Source organism: Aeromonas sp. EU05-FHT14A05 (assembly GCF_058791175.1).
Genome location: NZ_JBYTDH010000024.1, coordinates 1 through 21,740 on the forward strand (window position 1 = coordinate 1; position 21,740 = coordinate 21,740).

General features: G+C 61.1%; 14 protein-coding genes. 3 read left to right on the forward strand and 11 right to left on the reverse strand.

Going from position 1 to position 21,740, the window contains the following annotated elements:
• From AC3WR3_RS20540 to mnmL, 7 genes are all read right to left on the reverse strand, one after another.
• On the reverse strand, positions 1–1,876 hold a 1,876-nt coding region (locus AC3WR3_RS20540; protein WP_492293285.1), incomplete at its 3' end, for a retention module-containing protein.
• Positions 1,877–2,144: 268 nt separating this feature from the next.
• Positions 2,145–4,070 (reverse strand): EAL domain-containing protein, encoded by a 1,926-nt coding sequence (locus AC3WR3_RS20545; RefSeq protein ID WP_492293287.1) that lies wholly within the window; start codon positions 4,068–4,070, stop codon positions 2,145–2,147.
• Positions 4,071–4,073: 3 nt separating this feature from the next.
• Positions 4,074–4,844, reverse strand: coding sequence for a transglutaminase-like cysteine peptidase (locus AC3WR3_RS20550; protein ID WP_409241611.1), 771 nt, complete (start codon positions 4,842–4,844; stop codon positions 4,074–4,076).
• A gap of 99 nt (positions 4,845–4,943) precedes the next feature.
• The gene (locus AC3WR3_RS20555) at positions 4,944–6,275 is read right to left on the reverse strand and encodes a TolC family outer membrane protein (RefSeq protein ID WP_139436708.1); all 1,332 of its coding nucleotides are present in this window, start codon (positions 6,273–6,275) and stop codon (positions 4,944–4,946) included.
• Between the two features lie 35 nt (positions 6,276–6,310).
• Complete coding sequence (locus tag AC3WR3_RS20560) at positions 6,311–7,726, reverse strand: HlyD family type I secretion periplasmic adaptor subunit (RefSeq protein ID WP_202046047.1); 1,416 nt, start codon at positions 7,724–7,726, stop codon at positions 6,311–6,313.
• The gene (locus AC3WR3_RS20565; protein WP_247626493.1) at positions 7,719–9,863 is read right to left on the reverse strand and encodes a type I secretion system permease/ATPase; all 2,145 of its coding nucleotides are present in this window, start codon (positions 9,861–9,863) and stop codon (positions 7,719–7,721) included. Before AC3WR3_RS20565 ends, AC3WR3_RS20560 begins: the two co-directional genes overlap by 8 nt.
• A 371-nt stretch (positions 9,864–10,234) precedes the next feature.
• Entirely contained in the window at positions 10,235–11,170 is a 936-nt protein-coding gene (mnmL, locus tag AC3WR3_RS20570) for a tRNA modification radical SAM protein MnmL/YtqA (protein ID WP_492293291.1), read from the reverse strand.
• 612 nt (positions 11,171–11,782) lie between these two features.
• On the opposite strand from mnmL, the gene gltB reads away from it, so the two are divergent.
• Together gltB and AC3WR3_RS20580 are read left to right on the forward strand one after the other, a co-directional pair.
• A complete protein-coding gene (gltB, locus tag AC3WR3_RS20575; RefSeq protein ID WP_492293293.1) occupies positions 11,783–16,240 on the forward strand; it encodes a glutamate synthase large subunit in 4,458 nt (1,485 codons plus the stop codon).
• Between the two features lie 12 nt (positions 16,241–16,252).
• The gene (locus tag AC3WR3_RS20580; protein WP_265436280.1) at positions 16,253–17,668 is read left to right on the forward strand and encodes an FAD-dependent oxidoreductase; all 1,416 of its coding nucleotides are present in this window, start codon (positions 16,253–16,255) and stop codon (positions 17,666–17,668) included.
• A gap of 80 nt (positions 17,669–17,748) precedes the next feature.
• Here AC3WR3_RS20580 and AC3WR3_RS20585 read toward each other — a convergent pair whose 3' ends face one another.
• On the reverse strand, positions 17,749–18,327 hold the full coding sequence (locus AC3WR3_RS20585) for an O-methyltransferase (RefSeq protein WP_492293295.1): 579 nt from the start codon (positions 18,325–18,327) through the stop codon (positions 17,749–17,751).
• A gap of 56 nt (positions 18,328–18,383) precedes the next feature.
• Positions 18,384–18,842 (reverse strand): redox-sensitive transcriptional activator SoxR, encoded by a 459-nt coding sequence (gene soxR / locus AC3WR3_RS20590; protein WP_427231618.1) that lies wholly within the window; start codon positions 18,840–18,842, stop codon positions 18,384–18,386.
• 72 nt (positions 18,843–18,914) lie between these two features.
• Between soxR and AC3WR3_RS20595 the strand changes: the two genes are divergently transcribed.
• Positions 18,915–19,895 (forward strand): questin oxidase family protein, encoded by a 981-nt coding sequence (locus AC3WR3_RS20595; RefSeq protein WP_492293297.1) that lies wholly within the window; start codon positions 18,915–18,917, stop codon positions 19,893–19,895.
• Here the strand turns inward: AC3WR3_RS20595 and AC3WR3_RS20600 are convergent.
• Together AC3WR3_RS20600 and AC3WR3_RS20605 are read right to left on the reverse strand one after the other, a co-directional pair.
• Entirely contained in the window at positions 19,892–20,326 is a 435-nt protein-coding gene (locus tag AC3WR3_RS20600; protein WP_492293299.1) for a protease, read from the reverse strand. The two genes, AC3WR3_RS20595 and AC3WR3_RS20600, sit on opposite strands and share 4 nt — an antisense overlap.
• 44 nt (positions 20,327–20,370) lie before the next feature.
• Complete coding sequence (locus tag AC3WR3_RS20605) at positions 20,371–21,411, reverse strand: M35 family metalloendopeptidase (RefSeq protein WP_492293301.1); 1,041 nt, start codon at positions 21,409–21,411, stop codon at positions 20,371–20,373.
• Positions 21,412–21,740 lie beyond the last annotated feature (329 nt).

Here is a 21,740-nt window from a genome sequence, read left to right on the forward strand (position 1 = left end):
CGCGCACGGTTTCGTCCACCCGCAGGGTCTCACCATGCTGGCTGACCACGTCGATCACCGGGCCATCGTCCTCGAAGCGGAACACCCCACTGGCTCCCAGATCGATGCTGGCCTTGGCGCTGTCGCCATCGGCATCGGTGACGGTCTGCACCAGGGTCAGCACGCCACTGTTCAGGGTCAGGCTGACGCTGTCATCATGGCTGCCGGTATCACCTTGCCAGATATTGTCCAGCAGGTTCAGGGTCACGGCACCGGTGGCCGGATCTATGGTGAAGGTGAAGTAGCTCACCCCGTTGGCGCTGCCGGTGATGACATTGCCTACTTGGTTGAGCACTATCTGCGCGCCCTGGCCATTGGCGGCCAGCGGATCAACCGCATAGAGGCCACTCGCCACATTGCTGCCAGTGAGGGCCAGGTTGTAGCCGATGCTACCCGCACCATCCGCACCGAACGCATGGCTGAACTGGGCTTGCACCACGGCTGCCGCCAGGGTTGCACTGCCTATGCCATCGCTGCCTGCACCATCCAAGGCAGGCAAGCTCTCGTCCACGCTGACCACACCCAGCTCACCGGCCCCAGGGAGCAGGCTCACGCTAGGCACGTCATCCAGTATCACCACATCCAGACTGGCGCTGGTGCTGTCACCGTCGCTGTCCGTCAGCGCGACGTTGAAACTTTCGGTCAGGGCAGTGTCATTGGCAGGCTGAGTGTGAGCCTCGTTATCGCTCAGGGTGTAGCTGTAAGTCACAGTGCCAGCGCCTGTCACCGGGTTGTAACTGATGCCTGTCACCAACAGTTGATTGCCCAGAGGGCTCGGGATCGCCTGCGGGAAACTGCTGATGACCTGGCCGTTACTGATGAGTACCACGCCCCCCAGAGCCAGGCTCTGGATACCATCTGCCGCATTGAAGGTGAAGGCGCCGATCTTGGTCAGGCCCGCAGCATCCGGGCTGCTGCCATCGGCCAATGCAGCTTCATTCAGAACAAGCTCACCCCCTTCGACCTGCAGCCCGCCCAAGGAGACTGTCTCATCCGTGGGGGTAATGGTGATGGTCAGAGTGGAGTTATTGGTGTCGTCGCCATCGGTCACTATGTAGTTGGCCGGCGGTACAGGGCCTGTGTAATTGGGTGCCGGAGTGAAGGTGTAGGAGCCGTCGGCATTGATGATGAGGGTACCTATCCCGTCCAATGAGCTCTCGACACCGGCCAGAATGCCGATGTTGCTGCCCCAGCTATAGGAAGCTATCGATGTGTCTTGAGGACCATCCGAGTTGCTGCTGTTGATCAGCAGGTTACCACTGATGGCTTGGTCTTCCTGGGTGACTTCAGATTCATCCAGATCATCGAGCTCATTCTCTGGCAGGAGATCGTCCTCCTGCAGCACATTCTGATCGAGCAAGGCGTCATGGCTGGTATCGAATCCGGCCTCGGCTATGGTCGCATCACCGATACGATCGATGACGACAAAGCCACCGTTGCCACTGGCCCCCGCGACCCCGCCGATGCCGCCGCCCCCACCTGCGGCAGGCGCCCCGCCGGCTGCGGCGGCTTCAAAGTTCTTGGTCGGGTCGACACCTTGCAGGATGGATTCTTGCAAGGCCGCAATTTCTGGAGGGAGGTTGCTGTTCTCGGCCGATGATGAGGGTTGCCCTTCGACCGGTATATCTGTCTCGGCAGGGGCGGCAGCGGCCTGTCCGGGGTTGTCATCGTAGGGTGCCAACATCAATTTCGCATCGTCGGCAATATTGAGCTTGGCGCCCGGTTGCAATATCTCGCCAGGCTGGAGAGGACGGCTGCTGCCATCGGCAAGCAGGATCTGAACATTGCCTTCCACGGAAGAGACGACGACGGTTTTGTCGATGATTTGGGTGCGCATATCCATTGCTCCAGGGTGACAGATCTTGATGCCTACACTCTAGATGCGCGTTCATCGGGCTTCAGTTGCAAAAATGTACAATATTGAATCTGTTTGGCTTCATCCGATGCAGCGAATCGAATGAATGTTTTTTACACAGATAAATCAATAAACTAACAACTCGTCTTTCAGGCTTTCTGTATCTCCATCGCAGAAAAGCACCTTCATATATTCTAAATGGATATAAAAAAGGGCCCCATTGGGGCCCCTTTCAATATGATTGCCTGATTCACGGCAGTGGGAATGCCGGATGAACGAAGCCCTGGTAACCGTCTATGTGCAGGTTGGCCAGCACCTCGACCTGCTGCTGATCTTCCACTCGGGTGGCGATGGTCGTGACACCCGCATTGTGGGCTGCCCGGCAGACCGCAGCCAGGAAGGAGGTATCGGCGCCCGGCTCCATGACCTGGCTGGTATAGCCATGATCCACCTTGACGTAGGCAGGAGCCAGCTCCTCCAGATAACCCAGGGACTGGAAGTGGCGACCATAGTGATCGACCCCCCACAGGAGGCCCTGCTCTCGCAGCACGTCGACCAGGTTGGTCACATGCTGCTTGTGTTTCATGATGGCGGCCTCAGGGATCTCGAACAGCAGTCTCTCCTTCAACTCGCCGTTCACGGCCAGATAGTCTCTCAGCCAGGTCAGGAACTCATCCGAGCAAAGCGACCCTGCGGTGATGTTGACCGCCAGCACCAGCTCGGGTTGCTGCCTGAACAAGGGCACGCAGGCTTCCAGTACGGCCTTGTCAAACTCGGCGCCCATCTGGAACTGTTCTATGGCGGGCAAGAACTGGCCGGCGAAATAGTCGGTCCCATCGCGCGAGATGGAAGCAAACAGCTCCGCATGCAGGCGCGTGCCATCATCGAAGCGGCAGGCAGGCTGCGCCTTGAAGCGCCACAGGTTTCGGGCCATTGCATCCTGTACCAGATCACGCCAGGCCAGACGCCCCATCAATCCCTGATCCGAGCCCCCTTCCATGACGACGGCACCCCGCCGCTCGTTGCGCGCCTTGCCCAGCGCGTTGTCCGCCTTGGTCAGCAGAGCGGAGAGATCATCATCGCCATCACGGCCGGCGATCCCGACGACCGAGAGCGCTCCGCTCTCACCCATGGGATTGACCACCAGATCGGCGATACGGCTATTGATAAGCTCCGCCAGATCCTTGAGCTGCGACAGATCATCCGTAGGACAGAGCAGGGCATATTCGGTGGCCGAGATCCGGGACAGCGCCGCACCATCCCAGCCGTCCAGCAACTCCCTGAGCACCTGGGCGATGGACTTGACCATGTTGTCCCGCGCGGCATAGCCCTCCTCACGATAGAGATCGTCCAGCATGTCGACGGCCACCAGCATGACGCCCCCCTGTCCCGCCTCGGCGATCCAGGCATTGACCTGCCCCACGAAGTAAGAGCGGTTGCCGAGCCCGGAGACCGCATCCACATAGACGCGGGCGCGCAGGTTTTCGGCTTCATCGGCCTGCTCCTTGAACTGCACCGCCAGCTTGCTCGAGAGGGTGTTGATGGCCTGCACCACCTGTTTCAACTCGCGGCTCTTGGGCTCGGGAATGGCGTGCCCGAAGTGGTGCAGCTCTATCTCGACCGCCTGCTCGCAGATGAGCTTGAGCGGTTTGAGCAGGTAGTTGAGTGCCCGCATCAGCAGTATGGTGGTGATCAGGAAGCCCACCAGGAACCAGGTCGCCAGCTCGCTCATCCCCTTCCAGAGCTCGTAGTAGGCCTGTCCCGGATGGCCCACTATCTTCAGCTTGCCCAGTTGCAGCCAGCCCGAGGTCAGAATGGATTCGTTGGATACCTCAGGGAAGAGGCCCAGCCCGATAAACCACTGCGGCACCCCCTGAATGTCGCTGCTGTTTTCCAGCTCGATGACATCCTTGGAAGCCAGCAGATCGAGGCGGACCAGCCGATAGTAGCCACCGTCGAACACGGCCTTCATGACGGATTCGGCACTCACCTTGTCCCCGTTCTCCAGATAAGGCGTCAACGCCAGACCCAGGGCGGTGGAGGTGTTGATGACTGTGGTCTCCTGCTGCTGTGCCAGATAGTTGCGGGTCGAATTGAACTGTACCCAATAGGTGGCGGCAAACAGCAATCCGAACAGTAACAGCATGGTTGCCAATAGTTGTCTGTAGAGCGTCATAGGTTAATCATCCAAATTCACCACAGGCCGAGCCAATCGCCCTGAAGTCATGCGATTGCGTAAGTCAGTCCATAATCCCAAGCGGGATGATTGCCCGGCCAGTTCCCCTTGACCACGCGCCTTCATCAACCACAAGTGACTACCGTTAAAGCTGTAAATTGGCACCAGATCCGCCCGCTGACTGGCCGGGCGAATGGCGCCGACAAGGTTGTCCAGAATGAGAGGCACTGATGCGGGCGTCTCATAATAGGCAACAACCATATGAAACTGGTTATAATCCAATGCCTTGACATATACCATCCGCATTTTTTCATCCGGAATGCCAAGTTCCAGCAGCGTAAAGTATTTGGAAATGCTGAAGTCTTCACAATCTCCGCCAGCCGCCCCCAAAAACTCCAGCGGGGTCGCCCAGTAATCCTTCTTGTGCCACAGCTTGATGTCATCGATAAACCGCATCTGATTGAAAAACTGGTTCACCTTCTCCAGTTTCTGCCGTTCCGTCAGACCCGCAGCCCGGTTCTGCATGGCCAGCGTGCGCCAGCTGGTGACCCGCTTGCCTGCACGAGAGCCGTAGGTCTCCTCCGCCCGCTTGACCAGCTTCAGATCTTCCGACGACAAGGGCTGGCTGGCGCTGAGCAACAGAGGGATAGACAGCAGCACCAGCCACAACAGCTGGAGCCGCCAACGCTGCGCGGGGCGGATGAGCCATGCTGGCCAGAAGAGCCCGCGGCTCCCAGCCTTGCACCACGATGTCACATGTTTCCCCTGCGGCATGCCATTGCAATCTTCAGTTGAGAGCCAAACGCATAAAAGAATGACTGCAGCAAGCTGCAGCCATTTCTTCTGACTGATATGACATCAGCACGATGACCATCAGTTGTTATTGGCCTGCCAGTCAGCGGGCTGCTGTACATTCATGGCATTGAGCAGTCCCCCGGTGGCATTGAGGATACGGTAATCCGCCAGCAGGGCATCATACTCGGCCGTGATGTAGCTGCGGCGAGCCTCGAACAGTTCGTTCTCCGTGTTCAGCACGTCCAGCAAGGTCCGTTGTCCCAGACCAAACTGCTTCTTGTACGCCTGTACGGTGTCGTAGCTGGCGTCCACGTGCTCTTTCAGGAAGACTTTCTGCTTGGCCAGCGACTCCTTGGCATTCCAGGCGAGACGGGTCCCCTCTTCCACCTGACGGAAGGCATTCAGGTGAATGTCTTTTGCCTGGGAATAGAGTGCCGAGGTGGCCTTGCTTTCAGCCAGATCGGAGCCGCCACGGAACAGGTTGTAGCGCATCCGGACCATGGCGGTGAGATCGTCGTTGCGTCCCTTGACCGCATCGATGTCCTCGTTCCAGTTCTGATCCACCTCGAAGGCCACGTTCGGGTAGAACCCGGACTTGGAGCCTTCATGCTGATACTTGGCCTCTTCGATGTCTTGCAGGGAGGAGAGCAGGGTCGGGTGAACCTCGGTGGCCGTCTTCAGCGCGTCCTCCAGGGTGGCAGGGATCAACTGGCTGTTGGGGGCCGGTTGTACCAGATCCTTGGGCACCTCATTCACGACCCGGATGAACTCGCTCTCGGCATCCCGATAGTTGTTCTCCGCGGCCGCCTGGTTGGAGTAGGCCCGTGCCACACGACCATCGATCTGGGTCTGGTCCGCCGTCGAACCCAAACCTGAGTCTGTCCGTTTCTGGATGTCACTGCGGATCTGCTCGTGGGTTTCCAGGTTCTGCTTGGACAGCTCCAGGATCTCCTGCTGGCGCAGCATGTTGAGGTACACCTCGGCCACCCGCAGGGCCGTGTTCTCCGCCTCGGAGATCATGGCCAGACGCTGGGCCTGGGCGGCAGCATCGGTCCGGGCCACGTTGCTGCTGACATCGAAGCCGTCAAACAGCATCTGGCGCAGGCTGATCCCGGCCTCCTTACGGGTCATGGAATCATCGATCGTCTGCGAGTTGGCAGGCGCCGCACGGGTCGAGGGGCTGTCGGTCTTCTCGTAGCCAACGCCGCCACGCAGATCGATGGTGGGATAGTAGCCGCCCTTGGCTCCATCATGCTGGTACAGTCGTGCCTGATAGAGATCAAAAGCTTCCTTGATTTTCGGATGGGTAGCCAGTGACTGTGCCACTGACTGTTCCAGTGTCTGTGCCTGGCTCAGGCCCGGGAACAGTATGGTGCCACTAACCAGCATGGCAACAATCGTCTTCTTCATGGTATCTCCAGTCATGTTGTTTTTAGATTGTTGGCTTATCGTTCTCTCAGTGCCGACTGCTTAGCCCGCAGGATGGGCTTGAGCAAGTAGTCTAGGACACTTTTTTTACCAGTAATAATATCTGCACTGGCTAACATACCGGGGATGATGGGAAGTGCGTTAAGCTCATCGCCCAGATAACTCTTCTCGGTACGCACCCGAACCAGATAGAAGGAGTTGCCCTCCTCATCCTGGATCGAGTCGGCGCTTATCTGCTCAACCTTGCCATGTAAACCTCCATAAACAGTGAAATCATAAGCAGTTATCTTGACCACGGCCTCCAGTCCGGGTCGCAGGAAGGCGATGTCCTTGGGGGAGACCTTGGCTTCCACCAGCAGGGTATCCTCCAGCGGCACGATTTCCATCAGATCCATGCCCGGCTGCACGACCCCCCCCAGGGTATTGATCTTGAGCTTCTTGATGGTGCCCTTGAGAGGCGCTATCACGCTGGTCCGATCCACCCTGTCCCGCAGACCGACCTGGCCCTCGGACAACTGACTCAGCTTGCCCTGGCGTTCATTGAGCTCGGTCTGGGAGTCCGCTCTGAACTTCAAGGCGATGTCATTGCGCTTGGAGATGGTCTCCCGCAGCACCGAGTTGAGTTTGGGGATGAGCAGGCGGTTGGCTTCCAGCTCGCCCTGCATCTCGTTGACCTGCCGCTCCAGTTTAATTAGCTCCACTTGAGGAACTATACCCTCTTTTGCGAGAGGCCGGCTGATGTTCAGCTCCTGGCGAGCCAGATCCACGCTGCGGCTCACTGTCCTTATCTTGGCATTGAGCTCTATGGTCTCCTGCTCCTTCTGCTCGATCTGCTGACCGAGTATGTAGAGCTGGTTGTTCAAGTTGTTGAGCCGCTCGTCCTGGACCGACTTTTCACGGGCCACGTATTCCGCAAAGACGTTCTCGAACCCTTCGGGGAAGACGATGGGCTGCTTGTCGATGACCACCTGCTCACGCCAGCCGAGGTTGGGTTCTCTCTTGACCACCACACTGCGGATCTCGGCACGCAGACGGGCGATGTCGCCCTTGAGGATCACCAGCTCCTGTTCACGCTCGCGAAAGTCCGACTTGAAGCGGGTATCGTCTATGCGCAGCAGAGGCTGCCCCTTTTCGACTATGTCCCCCTCCTTGACGAAGATCTCCTTGACGATCCCCCCTTCCAGGTTCTGGATCACCTGCAGCTGGCGAGATGGAATGACCTTGCCCTGACCGACGGTGACCTCGTCAAGCTCCGCCCAGGCGGCCCAGATGATGGCACTCATGAAGAACAGGAAGCAGGCCCAGAGCAGCACCTTGGCGCGGGTTGGCGTGCTCAGCAAGACGGCGGCGGCACCGTCGTCGACATACTCGAGGTGCTCGGAGGCGGGCAACACTGTGTCTGGTGCCGTTTTCTTGAACCAGTTGTTAGCCATTGGCCGTCTCCTGCACCCGCACCTTGCCTTCCTTCAGTTGTTGCAGCACCGTCTCCTTGGGGCCGTCAGCCACTATCTTCCCCTGCTCCACGACGATGACCCGGGAGGCCACATCCAGCATGGAAGTCTTGTGGGTGATGAGGATCAGCGTGGTTTCAGGCCCCAGCCTGGCCAGCTCCTGCTTCACATGCATCTCTGACTGATTGTCCATGTTGGACGTTGGCTCATCCATCACCAGGATGGGCGGATCGTTGAGCAGGGCACGGGCCAGCAAAATGGCCTGACGCTGACCACCTGAGAGCTGACGCCCGCCCTCGCCTATCTGCCGGTCAAGCCCATTGGGATCCCGATTGGTAAAGTTGGTGACGCCGGCCCGCTTGGCGGCGCGCACGACCCGGGCATCATCCACCAGCGGGTTGCCCAGCATGATGTTGTCCCGCACCGAGCCAAAGAAGAGGGTCACATCCTGCGGCACACAGCCGATGTTGCGGCGAATGGCGGCCGGTGGCAGCTGATCCAGCTCGAAGCCATCGAGGCGCACCAGACCGTCTGTCGGTCGGTAGAGCCCCATCAGCAACTTTTCCAGCGTGGTTTTACCCGCGCCGATCCGTCCTATGATGGCGACCTTTTCGCCCGGCTCGATGCGCAGGTTGATGTTGTGCAGGGTGCTGCTTTCCATGCCCGGGTATTTGAAGGAGACGTTTTCGAACTCGATGCGGCCCTGGATGATGGGGTGGTGAATGTACTGTTTGCCCTCCTCCTGCTCGCCAGGCGTCATCATGATCTTCTCCAGGATCTCCAGGGCGGACTTGGCCTGGTTGTAGCGGGTCGACAGCACGGAGAGCTGCACCATGGGCGCGATGGCGCGGCTGGACAACATGACGGCGGCGATCATGCCCCCCATGGTCACCAGCCCTTCCGATATCTGATAGACACCTACGATCACCAAGCCCACGGTCACCACCTGCTGGATATAGCTCGCCAGGGAAGACATGGAGTTGGTGATGCGACGGGTCTGCACGCCCCAGGTAGAGATGTGGGACACCGCCTGCTCCCAGCGGTGCTGGAACATGCTCTCGGCGCCGAAGATCTTGACGGTCTCAAGGCCGGAGATGCTTTCGATCAGGTTGGCGTTCTTCTGGGAGGCCAGACGGGAGCCCTCCTCGATGGACTGCTTGAGCGGTGCCTGGATATAGAAGCTGTAGGCCACCAGGATCAGCATGGCGACGATGGGCACCACCACCATGACGCCGGCAAACAGCCAGATGATGAAGAGGAAGAACACCGCAAACGGCAGATCAATCAGGGTCGATACGGTGGCGGAGGTGAAGAACTCCCGCACCGATTCAAACTCCTGCAGATGCTTGGCGAACGCCCCCGTCGAGGCCGGGCGGGACTCCATCTTCATCCCCATCACCTTGGCAAAGATCTTGGCCGACAGCAGCACGTCCGATTTCTTGCCGGCAATGTCGATGAAGTAGCTGCGCAACTGGCGCATCACGAAGTCAAAGGTGAACACTACCATGGCCCCGACCGCCAGCACCCAGAGGGAGTCGAAAGCCAGGTTGGGCACGATCTTGTCGTAGACATTCATGGTGAACAGGGGACTGGCCACCGCAAAGAGGTTGATGAGGATGGAGGCAATCAGCACATCGCGATAGATGCCACGGGATTCAAACAGCGTACTCCAGAACCAGTGACCATCCCGGGTCTCCAGCACCTTGGGGGAACGTTCATCGAACTTGAACTGCTTCTTGACGAAGAACAGCCGGCCGTTGTACTCGTCACCCAGCTGGGCAGTGCTGACCCACTGCGCCGCATCACCGGCCTGGGGGAAGATGACCTTGGCCTGGCTCCTCTCCTTGTTCCACTCCAGCAGGATGCAGGCGCCGCCCTGCCGCGTCTGCAAGACGCAGGGCAGCAGCAGGGGAGAGATGTTTTCGAGTGGCTGGATCACCTCACGGGCGGACAAACCGCCACGCTCGGCAGCGCGGCTGAAGAGCGCCGTACTCAGACGGCCCGAGACCAGTGGCAAGCCCGTGGTGAGGGCATCCTGACTATTGGGTACGCCATAAAAACGGGTCAAAAAGACCAGGCATTCCAATAGTTCATCTATATGGCTGGTTTCTGCTTGCATAGCATCCTGTCAAAACATGATTCAGACGGTTGTCGCAGGGAAATCATCACCCGGAACCTGGTGGCGACCTGTGAATGCAGAGCAGATCCCATCATCGCGAACCGACAACCCAATTAGCGCACTGGGCAGTGGCATCGAATGCCATCGCCAGACTCACACATCGTCAAGCCGGGGAGAGAGGAGCCACGCACGTCATCTGATGACGGCAAGGAGTGCGAGATATCCTGCCCGGTCCATTAATTACTAAAGATTTATTGATAACAATATCTTTTTCAAGCCGACCATCTTATCAAGGCGACTTGAACGAAACTATACTGCAAAGACTGAATTTCATCTAATAACCCTCTGTTTTTTTAATGAAATTAGAGTCGTCACTCATTAAAAGGAGCGAGCGAGAAGGGTCGGCCCAGGGCATGCCCCTGGGGGCCTGAACGAGTCAGCTCAGCGGCGATCTCGGCCATGGCGGTCCAGCGATTCTCGCACCAGGCTGGAGCCAGCAGGGTCGGACGGCGCGCCGACGCCGAGATGCGGTGATAGACCACCTCGGGGGGCGTGTGCTGGATCATGGCCACCGCCGCCTCCACATAGTGTTCCAGGGTCAGCACCTCCAGCCGCCCCGCCTGCCACGCCTTGCCAAGGGTGCTCCCTTCCACCACGTGGAGCGGATGCAGCTTTATCCCCTCGACCCCGGTCGCAACGATGCGATGCAGTGTCTCCAGGCTATCCATGGGCACCTCGCCGGGCAGGCCAACGATCAGATGGGCACAGACCTTGATGCCGCGCCTATGGGCCCGCCCGACCGCATCGGCATAGGCGGCGTAGCCGTGGCCCCGGTTGATGCGCTGCAGCGTCTTGTCATGGGCGCTCTGCAGCCCCAGCTCCAGCCACACCTCGTAGCCACGGGCCTGATAACCCGCCAGCAGATCCAGCACCGCATCCGGCACGCAGTCGGGCCGGGTCCCGACACAGAGCCCCACCATGTCGCTGACCGACAACGCCTCCTCATACATGCGTTGCAGGTATTCCACCTCGGCATAGGTGCTGGTATAGGCCTGAAAGTAGGCGAGATAGCGTTTGGCGCGGGTCACTTCGTCCCGGCGTGCCAGCAGCTGTTGCACGACAGAAAGCTGTTGGGTCGATTCGTCGGCAAAAGAGGAGACATTGCAGAAGGTGCAGCCGCCGCGGCCCAGGGTGCCGTCCCGGTTCGGGCAGGTGAAGGCGCCGTGGATGGAGAGTTTGTGGATCTTCTGGCCATGACGCTGCTTGAGATCCTGGCCGAATGTATTGATGAGTTCGTGTAACTGCATGACACCTCCGATATGAGCTGTCATTGTACTGGCAGAGACCCGCCCCCAGGCTGAGCTGGATCAAGCCACCCCGCCCCCAAAAATCATATAAATATTCACATTGCGTGCGATAAATACCCACAGACAGGGTTTTAAGGTTACTTTTGGAAACCACAAGCCTTCGGCAAAGAGGGAGAAGTGGAGCAATTCCTCCTCTCTAACCGGCTGTTAGCACTGCAAAAATCTCGCTTAGCCCGCATCCGGATAAATGCAAGGCTCAGGATTCTGAAATGTGATCCCCGCCCGCCCCCGACGGAATGGATTGGTAAAATTACTACAGTCAGGTGACGCGAAGCAGTCAACTACCAAAACCATCATTATCAGTTTAATCAACTAAATAAAATATATTTTATAGGTTTTTATATAGAAAAAACCAGATTGAGTCTCTGAAACCCGCATTTTGTTATGGCGGTGTAACATTGCAAACAAGCGGGATGTCCAATTGACCTTGCTCGAAAATCCCATTAGTTTGGAGATTCGCCACCTCAGGCGGACGGAACCACAAGAGCCAATCGCAATTTATGCAATCTGTTGATGACAGTGCGATGGAAGGCCGAGCAAGGGAGAAATGCAATGTCACTATATGATCCAAAGCTGGAGAGGGATAACTGTGGCTTCGGCCTGTTGGCCCACATGGAAGGGGAAGCCAGCCACAAGCTTGTCCGTCTCGCGATGTCAGCCTTGGCTCGCATGCAGCACCGCGGCGGCATCTCCGCCGACGGCAAGACCGGCGATGGCTGTGGTCTGCTGCTGCAAAAACCGGACAGCTTCTATCGCGCTGTCGCCGAAGAGAAGGGATGGCACCTGGGCCGCAACTACGCGGTGGGTATGCTGTTCCTCAACCCGGACCCCGTATTGGCCCAGCAGACCCGCGACATCATCGACGAGGAGCTGGAAAGAGAGACCCTGAGTCTGGTCGGTTGGCGCAAGGTGCCCATCGATACCAATGTGCTCGGTCCCATCGCCAAGGCGTCCCTGCCAAGCATTGAACAGGTCTTTGTCAACGCGCCTCCCGGCTGGGTCGACAAGGATCTCGAGCGCCGCCTCTATATAGTGCGTCGCCGCATCGAGAAACGCATCAGCGACGACTACTTCTATGTGGTCAGCCTCTCCAACCTGGTCACCGTCTATAAAGGGCTGTGCATGCCGGTGGATTTGCCGCGCTTCTATCTGGATCTCGCCGACATCCGCATGCAGGCCGCCATCTGCGTGTTCCACCAGCGTTTCTCCACCAATACCAGCCCGCGCTGGCCGCTGGCGCAGCCATTCCGCTACCTCGCCCACAACGGCGAGATCAACACCATAGCCGGCAACCGCCAGTGGGCCAAGGCGCGCAGCTACAAGTTCGCCACCCCGCTGATCCCGGATCTGCAGGAGGCCGCCCCCTTCGTCAACACCACGGGGTCGGACTCTTCCAGCCTCGACAACATGCTGGATCTCTTCCTGGCCGGCGGCATGGATCTGTTCCGGGCCATGCGCCTGCTGATCCCGCCTGCATGGCAGAAGCACCCGAACATGGATGACGACCTGCGCGCCTTCTATGACTTCAACTCCATGCACATGGAGCCCTGGGACGGCCCGGCCGGCATCGTCATGACCGACGGCCGCTACGCCACCTGCGCGCTGGACCGCAACGGCCTGCGCCCGGCCCGCTACGTCATCACCAAGGACAAGTTCATCACCCTCGCGTCTGAGGTCGGCACCTGGGACTACACCCCGGACGAAGTGCTGGAGAAGGGCCGGGTCGGCCCGGGGGAGCTGTTCGTGGTGGATACCAGCAACGGCAAGGTGTGGACCAGCTTCGAGATCGACGACGATCTCAAGAGCCGCCACACCTACAAGCAGTGGATGGACAAGCACTGCAAGCGACTGGTGCCGTTCGAGCAGATGGATGACGCCAGCACCGGCGCCCGCGAGCTCCCGGACGATCAGCTCAAGACCTATCAGAAACTGTTCGGCTACTCCTACGAGGAGCTGGATCAGGTGATCCGCGTGCTCGGCGAGAACGGCCAGGAGGCGGTGGGCTCCATGGGGGATGACACCCCGATGGCGGTGCTCTCCTCCAGCCAGCGTACCCTGTACGACTACTTCCGCCAGATGTTTGCCCAGGTGACCAACCCGCCCATCGATCCGCTGCGGGAAAACCACGTGATGTCGCTGGCCACCTGTATCGGCCGCGAGCAGAACGTCTTCAACGAGACCTTCGGCCACGCCCACCGGGTGCTGTTCCAGTCGCCTATCCTGCTCTACTCCGACTTCCACCAGCTGCTGGCACTGGAAGGGGAGCACTACCGTCACGCAGTGCTGAGCCTCAACTACCAGCCCGAAGAGGGGCTGCAGGCGGCCCTGGAGCGGCTCTGTGCCGACGCGGCCGACAAGGCGCGCAATGGCACAGTGCTGCTGGTGCTGTCTGATCGGGACATCAGTGCCGACACCCTGCCCATCCCGGCCGCCATGGCGGTGGGGGCGGTGCAGCGCACCCTGGTGGACAACAACCTCCGTTGTGACGCCAATATCCTGGTGGAGACCGCGAGCGTGCGCGACCCGCACCACTTCGCCGTGCTGCTGGGCTTTGGCGCCACCGCCATCTACCCCTATCTCGCCTACGAGACCCTGGCCAAACAGGTCGAGGAAGGGGTGCTGAAAATGAGCCTGCGCCAGGCCATGCTCAACTACCGCAACGGCATCAATAAGGGCCTCTACAAGGTGATGTCCAAGATGGGCATCAGCACTGTGGCGAGCTACCGCTGCTCCCAGTTGTTCGAAGCCGTGGGGCTGTCCAGCTCCGTGGTCGAGCTCTGCTTCCGTGGCGTCTCCAGCCGCATTCAGGGGGCCGATTTCACCGACATCCAGCAGGATCAGGTCAATCTGGCGCGCCAGGCCTGGCTCGGTCGCAAGCCGCTGACCCAGGGCGGGCTGCTGAAATTCGTCCACGGCGGCGAGTACCATACCTACAACCCGGATGTGGTGCAGACCCTGCAGGTGGCGGTGCGCTCCGGCAACTACGCCGATTACAAGGAGTACGCCCGCCTGGTGAACGAGCGCCCCGTCGCCACTCTGCGCGATCTGCTCGTCCTCAAGCAGGGCACTACCCCGGTTGCGCTGGAGCAGGTTGAGCCCGCGGCCAAGCTGTTCCCCCGCTTCGACTCCGCCGCCATGTCCATCGGCGCCCTCGGCCCCGAGGCCCACGAGGCGCTGGCGGTGGCCATGAACCGCCTCGGCGGTCAGAGCAACTCGGGCGAAGGCGGTGAAGATCCCAAGCGCTTCGGCACCGAGAAGAATTCGCGCATCAAGCAGGTGGCCTCGGGGCGCTTTGGCGTCACCCCCCACTACCTGATGAACGCGGACGTGGTACAGATCAAGGTGGCCCAGGGCGCCAAACCCGGCGAGGGTGGCCAGCTGCCCGGTGACAAGGTGACGGCCCAGATAGCCAAGCTGCGCTATTCCGTGCCCGGCGTGACCCTGATCTCCCCGCCGCCCCACCACGACATCTACTCCATCGAGGATCTGGCCCAGCTCATCTTCGACATCAAGCAGATCAACCCGGACTGCCTGGTGTCGGTCAAGCTGGTTTCCGAGCCCGGCGTCGGCACCATCGCCTGCGGCGTGGCCAAGGCCTATGCGGACTTCATCACCGTCTCCGGCTACGACGGCGGCACCGGCGCGAGCCCCCTCACCTCGGTCAAATACGCCGGCTCCCCTTGGGAGCTGGGGCTTGCCGAGACCCAGCAGGCCCTGGTGGCCAACGGCCTGCGCCACAAGGTGCGCCTGCAGGTGGATGGCGGTCTCAAGACCGGCCTCGACATCATCAAGGCGGCCATCCTCGGCGCCGAGAGCTTCGGCTTCGGCACCGGTCCCATGGTGGCGCTCGGCTGCAAATACCTGCGCATCTGCCACCTGAACAACTGCGCCACCGGCGTCGCCACCCAGGATGAGAAGCTGCGCCGCGAGCACTTCACCGGCCTGCCGGAGATGGTGATGAACTACTTCAAGTTCATCGCCGAAGAGACCCGCGAGCTGATGGCAGAGCTCGGCGTCACCCAGCTGACCGACCTCATCGGTCGTACCGATCTGCTGGAAGCCCTGCCCGGCCTCACCGCCCGTCAGGCCAAGCTGGACCTCTCCGGCATTCTGGCAAGCCCGGTGGCACCGGCAGGCTCCAGCCTGTTCAGCCAGCAGCACAACCCCACCTTCGACAAGGGGCCCTTGAACCTCAAGATGGTGGACGACCTGCTGGAAGCGGTAGAAAACATGAGCGGTGGCGAGTTCCGCTACGACATCCGCAACACCGACCGCTCCGTGGGTGCGCGCCTGTCAGGCGAGATAGTCAAACGCCACGGCAACCAGGGCATGGCCGCCGATCCGGTGCGGGTCCACTTCAACGGCACCGCAGGCCAGAGCTTCGGCGTCTGGAACGCCGGCGGCCTCGAGATGATACTCACCGGTGACGCCAACGACTACGTGGGCAAGGGGATGACCGGCGGCAAGCTGGTGGTCAAACCCCACGTCGGCGTGGCGTTCAAGTCCCACGAGGCGGCCATCATAGGCAACACCTGCCTCTATGGCGCCACCGGCGGCAAGCTCTACGCCGCAGGCACCGCGGGCGAGCGCTTCGCGGTGCGCAACTCCGGGGCCCTCGCGGTCGTCGAGGGGATTGGCGACAACGGCTGTGAATACATGACAGGCGGCATTGTCACCATACTCGGTACCACTGGCGTCAACTTCGCGGCCGGCATGACTGGGGGCTTTGCCTACGTGCTGGACGAGTGCGGCAACTTTGCCAAGCGTACCAACCCCGAGCTGGTGGAACTGCTGGACGTGGCTGACCTTGCCATCCATCAGGAGCACCTGCGCGGCATCATCACGGCGCACCTCAACGAGACAGGCAGCTCGCGCGCCGAGGAGATCCTGGCCAACTTCGACTCCTATGTGCCCAAGTTCAGGCTGATCAAGCCCAAGTCCAGCGACGTCAAGTCCCTGCTTGGCCACACCAGCCGCTCTAGTGCAGAACTCAGAATCCAGGCGCAATAAGGAGGGAACCCTATGAGCCAGAACGTATTCCAGTTTATCGATGTCCAGCGGGTCGACCCGCCCAAGAAGCCGCTCAAGATCCGCAAGATCCAGTTTGTGGAGATCTACGAGCCCTTCAACCAGGCCCAGGTCGGCATGCAGGCGGATCGCTGCCTCGACTGCGGCAACCCCTATTGCGAGTGGAAGTGCCCGGTGCACAACTACATCCCCAACTGGCTGAAACTGGCCAACGAGGGGCGCATCCTGGAGGCGGTGGAGCTCTCCCACCAGACCAACAGCCTGCCGGAGGTGTGCGGCCGCGTCTGCCCGCAAGACAGACTCTGTGAGGGTGCCTGCACCCTGAACGACAGATTCGGCGCCGTCACCATAGGCAACATCGAAAAATACATCACCGACAAGGCGTTCGAGATGGGCTGGCGCCCGGATCTCTCCAAGGTGGTGAAGACCGGCAAGCGGGTCGCCGTCATCGGCGCCGGCCCCGCCGGCCTCGCCTGTGCCGATGTGCTGGCGCGCAACGGCGTCACCCCGGTGGTGTTCGACAAGTACCCGGAGATCGGCGGTCTGCTGACCTTCGGCATCCCCTCCTTCAAGCTGGAAAAAGAGGTGATGCAGCGCCGCCGCGAGATCTTCGAGGGGATGGGGGTGGAGTTCCGTCTCGAGACCGAAGTGGGCCGTGACGTCACCTTCGCCGACCTGCTTGGCGAATTCGATGCGGTCTTCCTCGGGGTCGGCACCTACAAGTACATGAAGGGCGGCTTTGCCAACGAAGAGGCGCCGGGAGTCTACGACGCCCTGCCCTACCTCATCTCCAACGCGAACCGCTTGCTGGGCTTCGAGAAGGCGCAGAGCGATTACATCGACTTCGCCGGCAAGCAGGTGGTGGTGCTGGGCGGCGGCGATACCGCCATGGACTGCGTGCGCACCGCCATCCGCCAGGGGGCCGATCGGGTGATCTGTGCCTACCGCCGCGATGCCGAGAACATGCCGGGCTCCAAGCGGGAGGTGAAGAACGCCCAGGAGGAAGGGGTGGAATTTATGTTCAACCTCCAACCCATCGGCGTGGAGCTGGACGCCCAGGGCCGCACCTGCGGCATCAAGGTGGTGAGCACAGAGCTTGGCGCCCCGGATGCCAACGGCCGTCGCAATCCCGTGGTGGTCGAGGGCTCCGAACAGGTGCTGGCCGCCGATGCCGTGGTGATGGCGTTCGGCTTCCAGCCCAATCCCCAGCCCTGGATGCGTGATCACGGTATCGAGCTCGACAGCCGGGATCGCATCAAGGCCCCCGAGCAGGCCGAACATGCCTTCCAGACCAGCAACCCCAAGGTATTTGCCGGTGGCGACGCGGTGCGCGGCTCGGATCTGGTGGTGACCGCCATCTATGAGGGCCGCAAGGCCGCCGAGGGGATCATGGACTATTTGTCGGTATAAGCTGCCGACCGAGTCTTCCCAGGCAGACAGCCCCGCCAATGCGGGGCTGTTTTTTTATGCCTGACTCTCGGTGATGCGCCCTAGCGTCTCACCACCAGAAACTCCCCCTTGCCCACCGGCACCAGCGAGGTCAGAAAATCGGGATCGCGCCTCACCTGCGCCATCCAGTCCCTCATCTCGCTCTCATGGGAGATGGCATTGTCCACCACCAGCAGGCCGCGAGGGGCAAGCAGGCGCCGTATTTCGGGCCACCATCCTTGATAGTGCTGGCGATCGGAGTCCAGGAAGATGAGCTCATAACCCGCTGTCGGCAGGCTGGGGAACAGGCTGCCGGCCTCCCCCGCCAGCAGGGTGATCCAGGAGCTCAGTCCCGCACGCTGAAAGTTGGCCTCTGCCAGAGAGATCTTATTCTCATCCCGCTCTATGGTGGTGACCCGGCCATTCAGTCTCTTCACCGCTTCGGCCAGCCAGAGGGTGGAGTAACCGTTTGAAGTCCCTATCTCAAGCACCGCCTGCGCGCCCCTCGTCTGCACCAGCAGCGCCAGCAGTTCGCCGGTGTCACGGGTGATGTTGAGCATCTTGCCGCCCCGGGATGCCTGCGCCTCGTCATGCTGTTCGCCAAATCGCTCCAGCTCCCGTTTGAGTTGTTCCAGCTCCATGTTTCCTCCTTGAAAGTCATCCAGGCTAACCCGGCACTGCCCATGGCCTGCGCGGTTCAATCGGTGGCGGGGGGCAGATCCCCCAGCAAGTAACGAGGGCCGCTCCCCTGGCCCGCGGCCCTGTCCTCCGGGTTGTAGAGGGCGCAGTGCTCCAGCGACAGACAGCCACAACCGATGCAGGCAGTGAGCTTGCGCCTCATCAGTTGCAGGGCGGCGATGCGGCTGTCCAGCAGCGCTTGCCACTGACCGGCGATCCGCTCCCAGTCGCCGCGATCCGGCGTGCGGCCATCGGGCAACCCGCTGAGGGCCGCCGCTATCTCGTCGAGGCTGAGACCCATCCCTTGCGCCACCCGGATAAAGGCGATGCGCCGCAGCACATCCTGGGGGTAGAGACGCCGGCCGCCTTCGCTGCGCAGGCTCTGGATCAGCCCCTTCTGCTCGTAGAAGCGCAGGGCGCTGGCGTTCACGCCGGCACGTTTGGCTATCTGGCCTATGGCCAGCCATTTGCGATCCATCTTCGTCCTTGATCTCAAGTTAACTTCAACTTGCATAATCCTGTCTCCCCCGACAGAAGGAGTCAAACGCTAATGGATCATCTCTACGCCCTGCTCGATGCCAACCAGTCCTTCGCCCTCAATGGTCGCGGCACCACCAACCACTGTCCCATGGCGCTGCACGCCCTGCACGAGATGGGGGCCAGCCCCCGGCAATTGCAGCGCTTCTTTACCCACTGGCAGACCACTCAAGCCTTGCCCGCCGGGGTGGACAACCAGGGCGAAGAGGAGGAGACCCGGTTCGTATACCTGCGCCAGCAACTGCTGGCCCGATTCGCCGAAGAGGGCTGGCTGCCATGCTTCGAAGAGCTGCTGACGCAGCGTTTCTCCCCGGCAGGCGGCGCCTTTCATCCGCTTATTCGCTTCGCCTGTGCGCTGGAAAACGGCCACTTGGGGGAGCAGGCGGCGGCGCTGGCCGCCTGGCAGTGCAAGGCCCTAATCCTGCCTGCCGGAACGGGGGCCCCCTGCCGGGACGTCACCCGCCTGCTGGCGGGGCTGGCGGCCCATTGGGAGGGGTCGCGCTGGGAGGGAGAGTGGATCACCGCCCGCCTGCGGCAGGTGGCGGCCGATCCCCGCTGGCCGGACGCGCTGCCGCAAAGCCTCGATGACGGGGAAGATGTGCTGGCACAGCTGGCCGAGGCCGCCCTGCCCCTCTACTGGCAGACCGGCAACTTCACCGTCTTGCATCTGGTGACCGGCAGCCGGGCCGCCGCCATAGTCGCGCGCCACCTGCCAGCGGCGCTCAAAGCGCCCTGGCAGAGCCTGATGTGGCAGGCGGTGGCCGCCGCCTACATCACCGTCGGGGCACCAAGGTTGCAGGCCCAGCGCTGGCCGGATACGACCGGGCTGGATTGGGCACAGGTGCTGCCGCGGGCAATCGAGAGCCTGGACGACCATGTGATCAAGCTGGTGCACTGCTGCTGGCGGGAGCAGGCCCGCTCGCCCCATTATCTGGCCATAGCCGCCCGCGCGGTGGGGCTGCTGGACGCTGCGTCTCGCCCTCAACGCCCCTAAGGCGCCACTACCCGGATAAAATCGATGGCGGGACAGCTGGGCGCCAGCCCCCGGGTCAGCGCCAGCGGCTGGACACGGTAGCTGAGCCGGTAGCTGCCCGGCTGCGACAGATCGTAGGCCTGCGCCAGATCCGCATCGGCATGGCTCTGCTCCCCCGGTCCCAGCAGGAGGAAGTCGCCATCACCGGGCGCGCCACGCTTGGCAAGCGGTCCCCGGTAAGGCAACGGCCTGCCATCTCGGGTGAGGTCGATGGCATCGGCAAACCACCCCTCGAAGGGGGTGAACCAGGTCAATACCTCGAGTGGCCCCTCCCCCTTGTTGGTCAAGGTCATCACCAGGGGCAGTGGCTCGTTCACCCCGCTCTCGGCGCTGACCGACAGTTCGCACTGCAAGGGGGCCTGTGCCAGGGTGGTGAGCAAGAGTGTCATCATGGTGCCTCCGTCAAAAAAGGGGCCATCCGGCCCCTGCTTACGACTCAGTTTTCGCTCGGGGTATTCTCGGCGAAGTACTCGTGGTTGTCAGCGTTGTTCAGCGCCTTGACCGGGTCCGTGCTCGCCAGATTGCGGGCATTGGCCTGACCGTAACCCAGATCGTCGGTGCCCGCCACCACGTTGAAGTGGCTCAGCTCGTGGACTATGGTGCCGGCGCGGGAATCTGTCCCGGTGACGGGTGCCGTCCAGAAGCTCTTGCACAGATAGACCTTGTAGGGCTGATCCGGATAGACGTAGGCAAAGTAGCTCTGCTTGCAGCCGCAGTCGAAGGTGAGCGGCTTGTTGTCGATGGCATCCTTGATCTTGCTGAAGTGGGTCTCGGCCTGGTTCCAGCGAGAGGCGTCATAGGCGCCAAACCAGCTGCGGTAACGCTGGCCATCGGGCTTGTCCACCGCCAGATAGCTGCTGGAGTTGTTGGTGATGCCGCTGGCGGCATCGAGCGCGGTGAGGATGTCGCTCTTCTGGGTGTTGCTGCAGCGGCCGCTGAAGCTGACCGAGGCGGTCACCGCCTGGGGCTCGGCCACCGCCGCCTTGGCGAGCACCCGCTCGTCAGCCACCCCTTCCACCCACAGGGTCACGACATTGGATTCGCTCCCCTGGGCCTGCTTGGCCTTGGCGGCCTTCGCCTCCTGTGGCAGCGTCGGCAACCGGTAACGGATGCTGTACTGGCCCTGGGCACTCATGTCGTAGAGACCGGAAACCTCCGCCTGCAGCATCAGGCTCTGGCCAGCCTTGAGCAACTGGAAGTCCTTGTCGGTTGGCGCCGCCCGCTTGATCAGAGCCCCCTCGTAGCCGACCTTCTCGCCGTCGCGCTCCACAAGGAACAGAGGGGCATCTTCGCTGCCCGGAAGCTGCCACTTGAGCAGGCGGATGGGCTTGTCACCCGTGTTGGTCAGGGTCAGGTTGACGCGCACATCGTCGGTGCTGCCATCCACCAGGGTGAGCCTGGCGTCGAGCCCGGCGGCGCAGAGCGGAGAGGCCAGCACGCTGGCCAGCAGCAGGGCAAGGGGGGTTGCTTTCATCATGTTTCCTCATTCATTGAGTAGCGCCATCAGGCGGTTTGCTTCCATATGGCCCTCTTTGGGGCCAAACCACCCTAGAGCAGAACGTCTGCGTCACCATCTCACCATATGGGTGACGTCCCCCATCAGAGGGGGACAGCCGGACAAACTATTCAATTGCGACAAAAATAGCCGAGGCAGCACACCGGAACGGGCCCCCTTCCCGTCGTTCATCCTGCCGACACAGCCATTCTCGCTGGCGGCCGGCCATAAAAAAGGCTATGTCCCAATTACGTGTTGCATGGGGCGCCCCAGCGCCTCATGCAAGCAACGTGGGATAGTCACCTCCCTTC

Coding starts and splice junctions, on each gene's coding strand:
- mnmL (WP_492293291.1), bottom strand. CDS start 11,170: ATGCAGTTACACGAACTCATCAATACATTCGGCCAGGATCTCAAGCAG.
- AC3WR3_RS20560 (WP_202046047.1), bottom strand. CDS start 7,726: ATGGCTAACAACTGGTTCAAGAAAACGGCACCAGACACAGTGTTGCCC.
- AC3WR3_RS20605 (WP_492293301.1), bottom strand. CDS start 21,411: ATGATGAAAGCAACCCCCCTTGCCCTGCTGCTGGCCAGCGTGCTGGCC.
- gltB (WP_492293293.1), top strand. CDS start 11,783: ATGTCACTATATGATCCAAAGCTGGAGAGGGATAACTGTGGCTTCGGC.
- AC3WR3_RS20595 (WP_492293297.1), top strand. CDS start 18,915: ATGGATCATCTCTACGCCCTGCTCGATGCCAACCAGTCCTTCGCCCTC.
- AC3WR3_RS20585 (WP_492293295.1), bottom strand. CDS start 18,327: ATGGAGCTGGAACAACTCAAACGGGAGCTGGAGCGATTTGGCGAACAG.
- AC3WR3_RS20550 (WP_409241611.1), bottom strand. CDS start 4,844: ATGCCGCAGGGGAAACATGTGACATCGTGGTGCAAGGCTGGGAGCCGC.
- AC3WR3_RS20580 (WP_265436280.1), top strand. CDS start 16,253: ATGAGCCAGAACGTATTCCAGTTTATCGATGTCCAGCGGGTCGACCCG.
- soxR (WP_427231618.1), bottom strand. CDS start 18,842: ATGGATCGCAAATGGCTGGCCATAGGCCAGATAGCCAAACGTGCCGGC.
- AC3WR3_RS20600 (WP_492293299.1), bottom strand. CDS start 20,326: ATGATGACACTCTTGCTCACCACCCTGGCACAGGCCCCCTTGCAGTGC.
- AC3WR3_RS20565 (WP_247626493.1), bottom strand. CDS start 9,863: ATGCAAGCAGAAACCAGCCATATAGATGAACTATTGGAATGCCTGGTC.
- AC3WR3_RS20545 (WP_492293287.1), bottom strand. CDS start 4,070: ATGACGCTCTACAGACAACTATTGGCAACCATGCTGTTACTGTTCGGA.
- AC3WR3_RS20555 (WP_139436708.1), bottom strand. CDS start 6,275: ATGAAGAAGACGATTGTTGCCATGCTGGTTAGTGGCACCATACTGTTC.